This window comes from Commensalibacter communis (assembly GCF_947179015.1).
Classification (GTDB): Bacteria; Pseudomonadota; Alphaproteobacteria; order Acetobacterales; family Acetobacteraceae; genus Commensalibacter; species Commensalibacter communis.
Map to the genome: position 1 here is coordinate 165532 of NZ_CAMXCM010000001.1, position 14727 is coordinate 180258.

9 protein-coding genes are annotated in these 14727 nt (G+C 40.3%); all 9 read left to right on the forward strand.

The window, feature by feature from the left end:
- The first annotated feature begins 4 nt into the window (after positions 1-4).
- The 9 genes from PQG54_RS00835 to rpoB all read left to right on the forward strand — a co-directional run bounded on the left by PQG54_RS00835 (position 5) and on the right by rpoB (position 14644).
- Complete coding sequence (locus tag PQG54_RS00835) at positions 5-3154, forward strand: efflux RND transporter permease subunit (RefSeq protein WP_271789357.1); 3150 nt, start codon at positions 5-7, stop codon at positions 3152-3154.
- Complete coding sequence (locus PQG54_RS00840; protein ID WP_271789356.1) at positions 3154-4404, forward strand: efflux RND transporter periplasmic adaptor subunit; 1251 nt, start codon at positions 3154-3156, stop codon at positions 4402-4404. The genes PQG54_RS00835 and PQG54_RS00840 overlap by 1 nt, the downstream gene beginning before the upstream one ends.
- Positions 4404-5918, forward strand: a complete 1515-nt coding sequence (locus PQG54_RS00845; protein ID WP_271789355.1) for an efflux transporter outer membrane subunit — start codon at positions 4404-4406, stop codon at positions 5916-5918. The genes PQG54_RS00840 and PQG54_RS00845 overlap by 1 nt, the downstream gene beginning before the upstream one ends.
- 109 nt (positions 5919-6027) lie before the next feature.
- Positions 6028-7521: a glycosyltransferase family 2 protein gene (locus PQG54_RS00850; RefSeq protein WP_271789354.1), complete on the forward strand. Its 1494-nt coding sequence runs from the start codon at positions 6028-6030 to the stop codon at positions 7519-7521.
- Between the two features lie 300 nt (positions 7522-7821).
- A complete protein-coding gene (rplK, locus tag PQG54_RS00855) occupies positions 7822-8256 on the forward strand; it encodes a 50S ribosomal protein L11 (RefSeq protein WP_271789353.1) in 435 nt (144 codons plus the stop codon).
- 3 nt (positions 8257-8259) lie between these two features.
- Positions 8260-8955: a 50S ribosomal protein L1 gene (gene rplA / locus PQG54_RS00860; RefSeq protein WP_271789352.1), complete on the forward strand. Its 696-nt coding sequence runs from the start codon at positions 8260-8262 to the stop codon at positions 8953-8955.
- Positions 8956-9229: 274 nt separating this feature from the next.
- On the forward strand, positions 9230-9748 hold the full coding sequence (rplJ, locus tag PQG54_RS00865) for a 50S ribosomal protein L10 (RefSeq protein ID WP_271789351.1): 519 nt from the start codon (positions 9230-9232) through the stop codon (positions 9746-9748).
- Positions 9749-9832: 84 nt separating this feature from the next.
- On the forward strand, positions 9833-10201 hold the full coding sequence (rplL, locus tag PQG54_RS00870; protein WP_271789350.1) for a 50S ribosomal protein L7/L12: 369 nt from the start codon (positions 9833-9835) through the stop codon (positions 10199-10201).
- Positions 10202-10471: 270 nt separating this feature from the next.
- Positions 10472-14644, forward strand: a complete 4173-nt coding sequence (gene rpoB / locus PQG54_RS00875) for a DNA-directed RNA polymerase subunit beta (RefSeq protein ID WP_271789349.1) — start codon at positions 10472-10474, stop codon at positions 14642-14644.
- Positions 14645-14727 lie beyond the last annotated feature (83 nt).

Genomic DNA, 14727 nt, shown 5'->3' on the forward strand with positions numbered 1-14727 from the left:
TTACGTGAATGCGATAGTTATTACGGCGTTAAAACGCCCGTATACCTTTGTTGTCTTAGCAATTTTAATCGTTGTATTTGGGGTTTTATCAATTTTTAAAACACCAACAGATATTTTTCCTGATATTAAAATACCTGTTGTCGCTGTGGTTTGGAATTATAATGGATTAATGCCCGAGGATATGTCAGGGCGAGTGGCTTACTATTACGAAAGAGCCCTCACGTCAACCGTCGATAATATTGAGCATATTGAAAGCAATTCTTTTTATGGTCGTGGGATTGTAAAAATATTTTTCCAGCCGGGAACAAATATTGCCGAGGCACAAACTCAGATCACATCTGTTTCTCAAACTGTTTTAAAACAAATGCCAAAGGGGATTACGCCTCCTTTGATTTTAAAATATAATGCGTCTTCTGTCCCTGTATTGATGTTAAAAATCTCTTCCAGCACCATAACAGGATCTCAGCTTTATGATATGGCCTCTAACCTTATCCGCCCATCATTGGTTTCAGTAGCAGGGGCAGCATTGCCTTCACCCTATGGGGGAACGGCTAATAATGTGCAAGTTTCTTTAAATCAAAAACGCTTACTAGCTTATGGATTGACGGCTACGGACATTGGAAACGCGCTCAATCAGCAAAATATTGTTTTACCTGCTGGGGATCAAAAGATTGGTGCTGTTGACTTTATGGTACAAACAAATGCAACACCACGGGCGATAGAAGAATTTAACAATATTCCTATTAAGCAAGTTGGAAATGCGACTGTTTATTTAAAAGACGTTGCTTGGGTGCATAGAGGCGGTTCACCACAAACAAATTTAGTGCTGGTAAAAGGGCACAAAGCCATTTTGATGGTGGTAATGAAATCAGGTGATGTATCAACATTGAATGTTGTATCTGGGATAAAAAAATTATTACCTCAAGTGCAAAAAACACTGCCACCAGGGGTTAATATTGACATTATCTCAGACGCTTCGACTTTTGTAAAAGAGTCCGTGGAAGACGTTGTCCATGAAATGGTTATTGCTGCTTTATTGACCAGCATAGTGGTCATTTTATTTCTGGGTTCATGGCGATCCACGTTAATTATTGCCACGTCAATTCCTTTGGCTATTTTAACGGCGTTGATTGGATTGGATTTAGCAGGGCAAACCATTAATGTTATGACCCTTGGGGGGCTGGCGTTAGCAGTGGGTATCTTGGTTGATGATGCTACGGTGATGATTGAAAATATTGATACGCATTTAGAGATGGGAAAAAATCTCTATGACGCAATTGTGGATGCGGCCAATCAAATTGTTATTCCAACCTTTGTCTCTACACTTTGCATTTGTATTGTGTGGTTTCCGTTATTTGAGTTGACTGGCGTAGGTGGATGGTTATTTATGCCAATGGCAGAAGCTATTATTTTTGCGATGATCGCTTCTTTTATTTTATCCAGAACCTTGGTTCCCACGATGGCTTATTATCTTTTGCCAGGTCAGATCAGAGAGCATGAAAATCCTAATCGAAAGATTTCAAAACTTCAAAAGTTTTTAAATCGTTTTGACGCAGGTTTTGAGCGTTTTAGAACAAATTATAAGGCATTATTAGAGCATTTATTATCTATCCGAAAAAGATTCATCGCTGGTTTTATGGTTTTTTCAGTTGCTTCGATGGGATTATTATATTTTTGTGGGCAGGATTTTTTCCCTGAAATTAAATCAGGGGAACTGGATTTGCATATGCGCGCGCCTTTAGGGACGCGGATTGAAGAAACAGGTAAAATCTCGTATTTAGTTAATGAAGAAATAGAGAAATTGTTACCTGGCCAGGTCAAAGGCATTGTCAATAATTGTGGACTACCATTCAGTAGTCTTAATCAGGCTTTTATTCCCACGCCTACTATTGGGTCGCAAGATTGTGATTTAACAATTTCTTTGAATAACTCTGAATCTCCGATTACAGAATATCGTAAAATATTACGTCAAGGATTAAGGGATAAATTTCCTGGGACGGATTTTGCATTTATGCCAGGGGATATGACGGCCAAGATTCTGAATTTTGGCTTGCCCGCACCAATTAATGTTCAAATTGTCGGACGTAATCTATCTGCAAATTATGAATATGCTAAATTTGTGGCTTCTAAATTAAAAAATATTCCTGGGATTGCTGATGTTCGGGTGCAACAAACAGTGACTACTCCAACGTTAATGATAAATACACGCAGAACATTTGCCCTCAGCACAGGATTAACAGAGGCTGATATTGCTAATAATGCGTTGGCAACATTGTCAGGCAGTGGTCAGACGGCTCCGACTTATTGGCTTGATCCTAAAACTGGTGTTTCCCATTTGGTCAATATCCAAACACCGCAAGCAGAACTACAAACGATGAATGATTTGGAAACCATTCCTGTCAATGGGCCAGAGGGCGCCAGTGGGAAAACCAAAACACAAATGTTGGGGTCTTTAAGTCACATTTCACAAACTGGAACGGGTGGAGAGGTTTCTCATTATAATATTATGCCTGTTTTCGAGATTTATGCCAGCAATGATGGTCGAGATTTGGGTGCCGTATCAGCGGATGTAAATAAAGTTGTTCACGATCTTAATTCTCAATTGCCCAGAGGATCCACGATTGCGATCCGAGGGCAATCAACAACCATGTACAATGCATATTCTCAATTGATCGGTGGCTTAGCCATGTCAATTTTATTGGTTTATCTGATTATTGTTGTTAATTTCCAGTCTTGGTTGGATCCATTTGTGATTATCACGGCATTGCCTGGTGCATTAGCTGGAATTGCTTGGAGTTTATTTATAACCCATAGTTCTATATCTGTACCTGCATTAACGGGGGCGATTATGTGTATGGGTACAGCTACGGCAAATTCTATTTTAGTCGTTTCATTTGCAAGGGAACGTTTAGCTGTGCATGGAAATGCTGTTTTAGCAGCAGTGGAAGCAGGGTATGGACGTATTCGACCTGTTTTAATGACGGCTTCGGCAATGATTATTGGGATGTTACCAATGTCACTCAGCAATACTCAAAACGCCCCTCTGGGTAGAGCAGTGATGGGTGGATTAAGCGTTGCAACCTCAGCAACTTTACTCTTTGTTCCTTGTGTTTTTGCACTTGTTTATTATCGCCAGAAAAAGGAAGCTGTTTAATGTCTGGATTTTCAAAAAAAACAAAAGCAGTTTTTGCATTTATTGCGGTCGGTGCAGTCATTTACACTGGAATAGAAATAGTTCAACGCCAGCATCATGTTCACGTGTTGGTCAAGGAAGCTAAAGATTCATCTATACCAAGAGTGCAATATATTAATCCACAAACGGGTCCCACAGTCCGTAACCTGACCTTGCCAGGAAATGTAACGGCTTGGTATCAGGCTCCTATTTATGCTCAAGTCTCTGGCTATGTTAAGCAATGGTATAAAGATTTTGGTGCTGACGTTAAAGCTGGGGATATATTAGCAACCATTGACACCCCAGGTTTAGATGCTGAGTATGAAGCAGCTAGAGCCAATTTAAAAGTGGCTCAAACAAAATATCAGCTAGCCAAAGTTACAGCACAACGATGGAAAGCACTTTCTGGAACAAAAGCTGTTTCACAACAAGAAGTAGACGTGCAGGCAGCAAATGCGAAAGTGCAAGATGCTTTGGTTGATGCTGCAAAACATGATGTTGATCGTTATGCGGCTTTACAAGCGTTTAGAAGTATTCGTGCCCCTTTTGATGGTGTGGTAACCTCTCGTTTAACGGATGTTGGGGATTTTGTGAATGATAATGGTGATCTGAGTCGTTCAGGAAAAGCTACGGAATTATTTACCGTGGCGGACATTCATCGATTACGTGTATTTGTCGATGTGCCACAAGATTATGCCTCTATTTTAAAGTCTGGTGTTAAAGCGGAATTGACAGCTATTCAATATCCTGGGAAAATTTTTAAAGCAGATTATTTAACGTCTGCGCGGGCATTTAATACAACGACCCGAACAGTGACAACCGAATTAACGGTTGATAATGCATCTCATTTATTGTGGCCGGGTACTTTTGTAAATGTTCATTTCATCGCCCCTGCAGATCCTAATATATTAATCTTACCAGAACAAGCGCTGATTTTTAGAGCGCAAGGTATGCAAGTTGCTGTGATTGGAACGGATAATCGGGTTCGAATGCACAATGTGACTTTGGGAAATAATTTGGGTAAATCTGTACAAATCTTATCAGGGGTTACTAAAACAGACCGTGTTGTGAATAATCCTTCGGCTGGATTGATGGACGGGCAATTGGTGAAGTTAGTGGATAGCACCCCTGGGTATAATGATGATTTTCAAAATACAGAGCAAATAACTCCTAAACATGAAAATGAATCGCTCAAGAAAAATGCTGCACAACCTGTCGAGGTACAACAATAATGTTGAATAACTTTAGATTACAGCACACTCGAATAGGGATATGTTTAGTTTCGGGTTTGTTGATGTTAAGCGCATGTGATTTAGCCCCTGAATATAAACGACCTCAATATGCTTTGCCTGATACATGGCAAGGGACGGCGCCGTTTCATGTTGCTCAACCCTTAGATGAAATCCCAAAAGGGACATGGTGGACTGTATTTAATGATCCAACTTTAAATCAATTAGAAGACCAGCTGAATAAAAATAACCCTGATCTAAAGGCTGCCGCAGAGACTTTTATGCAAAGTCGTGCGTTGTTAAGCGAAGTCAAATCTCAGCTCTATCCCAATTTAACGCTCTCGGCTGGTGGAGGACGGTATAAACAGTCTCATAATCGTCTGTTTCGTAGCTCGACAAGCAATGGACCTATTACAGAGAATAATGCCCAATATCAAGCCTCTGCAATGTGGGAGGTTGATTTGTGGGGCAGGATTCGTAATCAGATTAAAATGCAGCGCAGTCTAGCACAAGTGAGTGCTGCTGACTATGAAGCGGCTAAGTTGAGTTTACAAGCCGAATTAGCCCGAAACTATATGATTTTACGTGGATATGATGCGCAAAATGAAGTGTTAAAAGAGTCAATTAAATATTTTGAAGCCGCTGTTGATGTGACACGTATGCGTCAAATGGGGGCAATTGCTGCGGGCATTGACGTATCCAGAGCTGAAAATCAACTTGAAATGACCAAGGCACAACAGACAGAAATTCAGGCTCAACGTGATATTACAGAACATGCAATTGCGGTATTGGTCAATCAAGTTCCCATGGGTTTTCATGTTGAACCTATAAAATCGAATGAGGCGATGAATATTCCCAATGTGCCTTTGGGGGTTCCTTCTGCCTTGTTACAACGTCGCCCTGATATTGCCAGCGCTGAACGTCAAATGGCAGCGGCTAATCGTGCTATTGGGGTATCAAAAGCAGCTTTTTACCCAGATATTACCATTAATGCTTTAAGTGGATTTGAAGATAGTGGTTTTGGTTTAGCCACATTGCCGAACAGTATGTGGTCAGCGGCAGTTAAGGCTGCCCTTCCTCTATTTCAAGGCGGGTTACGCAGAGCAACGTTACAAAGGAATTGGTCTCAATATCGACAAACCAGAGACAATTATCGTTCAGTTGTATTAAATGGCTTTAAAGAGGTTGCTGATAATTTGACGTTGACCCAAAAAATGTCAAAAAAATTTAGAGAGAATAAAGCAGCGTCAGAAGCAGCATTGCGAACACAAGGGATGGCAATGTCTTTGTATACGGGTGGCTTAACAAATTATTTAGATGTTGTTACTGCACAAACAGCAGCCTTAACCGCCCAGATAGCAGAGGTGGAAAGTAAAACCAGGTTAATGCAAGCTTCTGTCAATCTGATCACCGCTTTAGGTGGGGGATGGGATGCAAACGAACTGCCACAGAAAAAGTTAGAATCAGTAGGTGTGTTTCAGTATAGTCATTTAGGGAATAGTGTGGGCAAAGAATAAACTCGAAATATGGAGAGTTCAATAAATTCATTGCTAGCAACATTTTAGTATTGTATAAATTCACCTAAATAATAACCTTTATAGCTCTAAAGTTAAAGTGAATATAAAAATGGAAAAGACTGTCCCTACGGTTGCTATTGTCTTATTTGTAAAAAATGAATTCTCTGATATCAAGGGTTGGATTGCTTGGCATTTTGCTCTTGGAGTTAAAACATTATTTGTTTTTGATGACCACTCGACCGACGGAACGTGGGAAGTATTACAAGCTGCGGCTAAATGTTTTGATATTCGTCTTTTTCGTACAGACCCTTTAAATGAAACTAATTTTTATTGGCGCCAGAAAAAAAGTTTTCTTCAAGCTGTCGAAGAGTGTAAGGGTGAATATGATTGGTTAGGTTTTTTAGATGGAGATGAATACATCTACATCAAGCATTTCGATACGTTACCTGAATTTTTTTACCGATTTGATCATGCTGATGCTGTTGCCTTTTCTTGGAAAATTTACGGACATTCTAATAAAGTCGTTAGACCTAAGCTTACTATTGTAGAATCATTTGTGGAGCATTCGACTACAAATCTAGGTGATAATCAACTTATTAAAACTTTTTTACGCCCAGAAAAATTAAAAGGCAATTATCATGATCCACATTGGTTCTACGATATTGATGCTGATCGTTATGTAAGACCTCATGGGGGTAAAGTTAAAAATCCTGGTGCAACTCAAGAAATTGAATGGTCAGATGCATTTGTAATGCATTATATTTGTAGAAGTATGGAACACTTTGTTGATCGTGTAAAAAAACGCCCAGACAACGCGGGATATTGGAAGCGCTTCGCATGTTCAGACATCAAAGATACAGAACCATTGCGTTTTGTTCCAAAAATGAATGACAACTTAATAATGATTCATAAAGCGATGTTGAAGGATGCTATTCAAAAATTAGGTAGCTCACCATATACGTCTCAAAATATAGTTGGTAACAATATTGGATATTCTGAAACGCCCGCGGTTTACCGAGTTAAATCCCATTTTGATACATTTCTTTGTTACGATCCATCTAGTAAACTCGTTGTACATGCCACAGAAGAGAGTATTAATCAAAATAATTATAAAATACTTTTGGGGCTCATATACCCTTCATTGCCAAACATAATAACTATTACATTAGAAATGCAAGATGATGACGTTCCTTATCTTAGAACTAGAGAAGGGGTGCCTTTGTATAATAAATTGTTCTTCCGTATTGATGCGTTGGATGATGGCAAAAAGGGGTTGCTTACCTTAGCTGGGGATGTTTATTATTACACCTGTTTCATGCCACCTAACGGGTCGTGTGGTGACTTGTATTCTGATCGTTTAATTTGTAACGATAATGAAAAAGTGACATTGGAGTATGTTGGTGAGGGGAGTGACTTCATCGATGACAGTCTTCCGTTTAATGTGTTTGACGTGTCAAGCGTAGATACGATTATAGAGTGGATTGCAAATACTCCTAATCTTTCAGAAGATCAGTTTTTACGCGTGATGTATGCTTTGCCACCATCAGTACGTGATCATATTTCTAAATATCTTATTCCAGGTCTATTATGGCCTTATATTTAAATATGCAGAGTTAACACTTTATTGACGGTCTGATGTTTGTAGTATCAGACAGTTTAAATGATGATGTTCGCTTATGTTTTATGAGATACAAAAAAGTGGTAACAAAATATTTGTATATAGGTGGTGTCGGATTAATTTAAGAGAATATTTTCAATAAAATTCTTGACAAATCTTTCAATAAATAGTTAAGAGGTAAGTTCTCATCGGAACGCGGGAGATGAACTGTAAGGTAATTAAGTATTTCCTTATGGTTTTCGTGTGAACCGCGGTCTGGGTAGAATTTATTAAGGAGACCCGGATATGGCCAAAAAGATTGTTGGCTACATTAAATTACAAATTCCTGCGGGGAAGGCGAATCCATCCCCACCAGTTGGTCCAGCATTGGGTCAACGTGGTTTGAATATTATGCAATTCTGTAAAGAGTTCAATGCTGCGACTCAAAATCTTGAACCGGGAATGCCAATTCCTGTTGTGATTACTGCTTATGCGGACCGCACATTTAGCTTTATTACAAAAACACCACCGAATACTTATTTCTTGTTAAAAGCTGCTAAAGTATCAAAAGGCGCTCAAGTTATCGGTAAAGGTGCGACTGTTGGTACAGTCAAAATGAGCCAATTGCGTGAAATTGCTGCTGAAAAAATGAAAGACATGAATGCGAACGATGTCGATGGCGCAGTTCGTATGTTGGTTGGTTCAGCACGTTCAATGGGCTTGAAAGTAGAGGAGTCTTAAGACATGGCTAAAAATAAACGTCTTGCTGCGGCTCATGCTACTTTAGAACGTCATAAAGTTTATTCTCTACAAGAAGCGATTGCTCTTGTTGTTGGTAATGCTAAAGCTAAATTTGACGAAACCATTGAAATTGCGATTAACTTGGGTGTAGATCCTCGTTATGCAGATCAAATGGTTCGTGGCTTAATGTCCCTTCCTCATGGAACAGGTAAAACATTACGCGTTGGTGTGTTTGCTCGTGGCGATAAAGCTGAAGAAGCAAGAGCAGCAGGCGCTGATGTTGTTGGTGATGAAGATCTAGCTGAAAAAATTCAAGCTGGTCAAATTGATTTTGACCGTTGTATTGCAACCCCTGACATGATGGCATTGGTTGGTCGTTTAGGTAAGGTGCTTGGTCCACGTGGATTAATGCCAAACCCTAAATTGGGAACCGTGACAATGGATGTTAAGGGTGCAGTCAGTGCGGCTAAATCTGGACAAGTAGAATATCGCGCTGAAAAAGGTGGTGTTGTGCATGCTGGTATTGGTAAAGCATCTTTTACTGCAACTAACCTTGTAGAAAATATCCGTGCATTTGTTGATGCAGTGCAAAAAGCACGTCCAACAGGTGTAAAAGGAACTTATATGAAGAAGATTTATCTTTCTTCAACAATGGGTCCTGGGATTGAAATTGATATTGCTAGCGTTAACGCTGGTTAATATGATATAGAGTTATCATTGGCTTGTATTTTACAAGTCAATGCATATATAGGGTAAGATATCTTGCCCTACACCTGTCCAAGACCGTGCGTAACTTTGTTTTAAAAGTTCTTGTAACTGCGAACGGGAGGCGGGGCTGGTATGTATAGATTTTATAAGTCTATTTATGTGCTAGTGTAACCGTTTAGGACAGGCGAACCGGATTATATTTCATGTATAATCTAAATGGTAACCTGAACAGTCAATGATTGACTGATCAAATTGGAGACGGGATTTGGACCGCACGGAAAAACGAGCTTTTGTTGCTTCCATGGCATCTGTTTTCGCAAATACATCAATGCTTGTTGTTACACGTAACAAAGGATTGGATGTGGCTGCTGTTACAGATTTGCGTCGTCGTATGCGCGCTGCTGGTGCAACTTACAAAGTTGGAAAAAACCGCTTGGTCACCCTTGCTGCTAAAGGTACCCCATTCGAAGGTATTACCCCATTGTTAACTGGTCCTACTGCTCTTGCATGGGCACAAGATCCAGTTTCAGTTGCGAAAGTAGCCGTCGAGTTCGCCAAAACCAATGATAAACTTGAAATTCTTGGTGGTAATTTAGATGGGCAGATGCTTGATTTAAATCAAGTTAAAGCTCTAGCAGAATTGCCTTCATTGGATGTATTGCGTGCACAGCTGGTTGGGCTTATTTCTACACCTGCTACGCGTATTGCTGGTGTTGTTCAAGCTCCTGCTGGACAATTGGCACGGGTTTTTGGCGCTTATGCGGACAAAGGTGAAGCGGCTTAATAAGATTAAGCTTTTATTAATTTGCTAAATTATTAGTAAATTTGTATTGAACACTTATATTAGTATATAAATAGGATAGATATCATGGCTGATTTAGCTAAAATTGTTGACGAATTATCTGCATTAACTGTTTTGGAAGCTGCAGAACTTTCTAAAATGTTAGAAGAAAAATGGGGCGTTTCTGCTGCTGCTCCAGTTGCTGTTGCTGCTGCTGCTGCTCCTGCTGCTGCTGCTGAAGAAAAAACAGAATTTGATGTAATTCTTGCTAAATCTGGTGACAAAAAAATTAACGTCATTAAAGAAGTTCGCGCAATCACAGGTCTTGGTTTAAAAGAAGCTAAAGATCTAGTTGAAGGTGCACCACAAACTCTTAAAGAGGGTGTGAATAAAGATGAAGCAGAAAAAATTAAGAAGACCCTTGAAGAACAAGGTGCTACTGTCGAATTTAAATAATGCTATGGATCAAACGTTTATAGGGCTTTCTCTATATCGTTGGATTTAGGATTACGGTAGGGCGGAACCCAAGGTTTGGGTGTCCGCCTACTTGGTCGTTAAAGAGTTTTTTTTGACGACGTAAATAAAATATGTTTCCCTAGGTTTTAGGGGTAGGCGTAACTCTTTGGTTGAGAGTTATATTTTAGTTATCATTAGCCGATTATTTGTTTTACAGATGATGGATAAAAACAAATATAGTTGGCAACAAGCGATGGGGCACAATACACGATGAACGCGGTAAGCAAATCGTTCACGGGACGCAAGCGCATTCGCAAAAATTTTGGACGGATTCCAGAAATCGCACCAATGCCGAATCTTATTGATGTGCAAAGGGCGAGTTATGAGGCTTTTTTACAGCGCGATGTAAAGCCAGAGAACCGTTCCTTAATGGGGTTGGAAGAAGTATTTCGTTCGATTTTTCCAATCAATGATTTTGCGGGTAATGGTCGTCTCGAATTTGTAAATTACGAATTTGAAGAACCGAAATATGATGTTGAGGAATGTCTTCAGCGTGGATTGACCTATGCGGCTCCTTTGAGAGTCGTTCTTCGTTTGATTGTATGGGACATTGACGAAGATACAGGTTCACGTTCTATTCGCGATATTAAAGAGCAACCCGTTTATATGGGTGATATGCCTTTAATGACGGAAAATGGTACCTTTATTGTCAATGGTACGGAACGCGTTATTGTATCGCAAATGCACCGTAGTCCAGGTGTGTTTTTTGATCATGATGGTGGTAAGACGCATTCTTCTGGTAAGTTTTTATTTACAGCCAGAATTATTCCTTATCGTGGTTCATGGTTAGATTTTGAATTTGATAGTAAAGATTTAATTTACGTTCGTATTGATCGTAAAAGAAAATTCCCTGTTACAACATTGTTGTACGCCCTCGAAGGCGAAAACTCTATTGCATTGCGCGATGCAAAAGCAATAGAAGGTGGGGATGTAGATTCTATTCCAGTACGTGGAATGGATGACGATGAAATTCTTTCTTATTTTTACAATACAGTTACGTTTAAAAAAATTGATGGTGGTTGGGCACGTTCATTCGAACCAGATGCTTTCCGTAATATGAAGTTATTGGCTCCATTGGTTGATGCTGATACAGGTGAAGTGGTTGCCGATGTTAATGTGAAGCTTACTGCACGCACCGTACGTAAAATTGCAGAAAAAACAAAAAGCGTTTTAGTTCGTAGAGAAGAGTTACTAGGTCGTTATTTTGCTCATGATTTGGTGAATGAAAATACGGGTGAAATTTATGCTGAAGCTGGTGAAGAGCTTACAGAGGCCACACTAGATCGTTTTGAAGAGCTTGGATTAGATGAAATTCCAACTTTGGCTGTAGATAATGTCACAGGGCCTTGGATTAGAAATACATTAATTACAGATAAAAATACTTCCAGAGACGATGCGTTGGTTGATATCTATCGTGTGATGCGTCCTGGTGAGCCACCAACTGCAGAAACTGCTGAATCTTTATTACGTGGATTGTTCTTTGATTATGACCGCTACGACTTATCAGCCGTTGGTCGTGTAAAAATGAATATTCGCTTAGGTGTTCCTGGCGATGATACAATTCGCGTTTTACGTAAAGTTGATATTCTTCGCACAATTAAAATCATGTGTGAACTTAAAGATGGTCAAGGTAGTGTCGATGATATTGATAACCTTGGAAACCGTCGTGTGCGTTCTGTTGGTGAATTGATGGAAAATCAATATCGCCTTGGTTTGTTAAGAATGGAACGTGCAATTCGTGAGCGTATGGGATCAGTTGATATTGATACCGTCATGCCTCATGATTTAATTAATGCTAAACCTGCTGTTGCCGCTGTTAGAGAGTTTTTTGGTTCTTCTCAGTTGTCACAATTTATGGATCAAACCAACCCATTATCCGAAGTGACCCATAAACGCCGCTTGTCTGCGTTGGGACCAGGTGGGTTGACTCGTGAGCGTGCAGGGTTTGAAGTTCGTGACGTTCATCCAACGCATTATGGTCGTATTTGTCCGATTGAAACGCCTGAAGGGCCGAATATTGGGTTGATTAACTCACTATCTACTTACGCGAAAGTGAATAAATACGGATTCATTGAAACACCTTATCGCTTGGTGCAAGACGGCAAATTGCAAGATGGATGGAAATATCTATCCGCTATGGAAGAGGACAAGCTAATTGTTGCTCAGGCTGATGCGAAGCAGGATGCTGAAGGTAATTTGACTGATGAGTTAGTTTCTGTTCGCAAGAGTGGTGACTTCCAGTTGGTGAAACCAGAAGATGTGACGGCTTGTGACGTTTCTCCAAAACAATTGGTGTCTGTCGCGGCAGCTTTAATCCCGTTCTTGGAAAACGATGATGCGAACCGTGCATTAATGGGTTCGAACATGCAACGTCAGGCTGTGCCGTTGATTCGTTCTGACGCACCTTTGGTGGGAACAGGTATGGAAGCAGCCGTTGCTCGTGACTCAGGAGCAACTATTGTCGCAAAACGTGGTGGTATTGTTGATCAGATTGACGGTGCGCGTATCGTCGTTCGTGCTACGGATGAGAATGGTTCCACTCAAGGTGTAGATATTTATCGCTTACGTAAATATACCCGTTCGAATCAATCAACATGCATTAATCAACGTCCGCTTGTTTACGTGGGTGATCAGATTAAGGCGGGTGATATCATCGCTGATGGTCCCTCAACGGAATTAGGTGAGTTGGCTTTGGGGCGCAACGTGTTGGTCGCGTTTATGCCTTGGAATGGATATAACTTCGAAGATTCGATCTTGATTTCAGAACGTATCGCTCGTGATGACGTATTTACTTCAATTCATATTGAAGAATTCGAAGTCATGGCTCGTGATACAAAATTAGGGCAAGAAGAAATCACACGTGATATTCCAAACGTTGGTGAAGAAGCACTTCGCAATTTGGATGAAGCTGGGATCGTTTATATCGGTGCAGAAGTTAACCCTGGTGATATTTTAGTCGGTAAAATTACGCCTAAGGGTGAAAGCCCAATGACACCAGAAGAAAAACTTTTACGTTCTATTTTCGGTGAAAAAGCTTCTGATGTTCGTGATACCTCATTAAAACTTCCTCCTGGAACCAGCGGTACGATTGTTGATGTCCGTGTATTCTCCCGTCGTGGTATTGATAAAGACGAACGTGCGATGGCGATTGAACGTGCTGAAATTGAACGTTTGAGTAAAGACCGTGACGATGAATTGGCTATTCAAGAGCGTTCATTCTATAATCGTTTAAGAGAAAACTTATTGGATCAAACTGCTGGTGTTGGTTTCAAAGGGATTCCTTCAGGAACTGTATTGACACTTGACGTACTGTCAGAGCATCCTAAAGGGGCTTGGCGCAATATTGTTGTTGCTGACGATACAGTCATGGCCAATATCGAAGCAGTTAAACGAGATTTCGATCGTGAAGTTGCTGGTGTTCAAGCACGTTTCAACAATAAAGTTGATAAATTACAACGTGGCGATGAGCTTCCTCCGGGCGTAATGAAAATGGTTAAAGTTTTCATTGCCGTAAAACGTAAATTACAACCTGGTGATAAAATGGCGGGACGTCATGGTAACAAAGGGGTTGTTTCCCGTGTTGTTCCCGTTGAAGACATGCCTTTCCTTGAAGATGGAACGTCTGTTGATCTCGTATTGAATCCACTGGGCGTGCCTTCTCGTATGAATGTTGGACAGATTCTTGAAACGCATTTGGGCTGGGCTTGTGCCAATATTGGTAAGCAAGTTAGTCAAGTGGTCGATGATTATGTTCGTCAAGGTGAGAAGAAGCAGGAGCTTTTGGATCGTCTTAAAACAATTTATGGTGAAAAAACTTACCAGGAAAAAATTGTTGATCTTGATGATAATGAGTTGGTTGAATTCTGTAACGATATCCGCAAGGGTGTATCGATCATGACCCCTGTGTTTGATGGTGCAAGTATTCCTGATATTGAAGGCATGTTGACCCAAGCAGGATTGAATCCATCTGGACAAAGCACGTTAATTGATGGTCGCACAGGTGAAGTTTTCGAACGTCCAGTGACAGTTGGTTATATTTACATGCTGAAATTGCATCACTTGGTTGATGATAAGATTCACGCACGTTCAATTGGACCGTATTCCTTGGTTACACAACAGCCATTGGGTGGTAAAGCTCAATTTGGTGGCCAACGTTTCGGGGAAATGGAAGTTTGGGCGTTGGAAGCTTATGGAGCTGCATATACATTACAAGAAATGTTGACGGTTAAATCTGATGACGTTTCTGGTAGAACGAAAGTGTATGAAGCGATTGTTAAAGATCAAGATGACTTTGAAGCAGGTATTCCAGAAAGCTTTAACGTATTGATTAAAGAACTGAAATCGCTCGGTTTGAATGTTGAACTGGAACAAAGTGCTGAATAAGCATATTGATTTGGTTTGTAAGTATTTTAATAAAGAGGTGTTATATTTAATAACGCCTCTATCCCCCAAAGGGTTTATGGCGA

Coding starts and splice junctions, on each gene's coding strand:
- PQG54_RS00850 (WP_271789354.1), top strand. CDS start 6,028: ATGGAAAAGACTGTCCCTACGGTTGCTATTGTCTTATTTGTAAAAAAT.
- rpoB (WP_271789349.1), top strand. CDS start 10,472: ATGAACGCGGTAAGCAAATCGTTCACGGGACGCAAGCGCATTCGCAAA.
- rplK (WP_271789353.1), top strand. CDS start 7,822: ATGGCCAAAAAGATTGTTGGCTACATTAAATTACAAATTCCTGCGGGG.
- PQG54_RS00840 (WP_271789356.1), top strand. CDS start 3,154: ATGTCTGGATTTTCAAAAAAAACAAAAGCAGTTTTTGCATTTATTGCG.
- rplA (WP_271789352.1), top strand. CDS start 8,260: ATGGCTAAAAATAAACGTCTTGCTGCGGCTCATGCTACTTTAGAACGT.
- PQG54_RS00845 (WP_271789355.1), top strand. CDS start 4,404: ATGTTGAATAACTTTAGATTACAGCACACTCGAATAGGGATATGTTTA.
- rplL (WP_271789350.1), top strand. CDS start 9,833: ATGGCTGATTTAGCTAAAATTGTTGACGAATTATCTGCATTAACTGTT.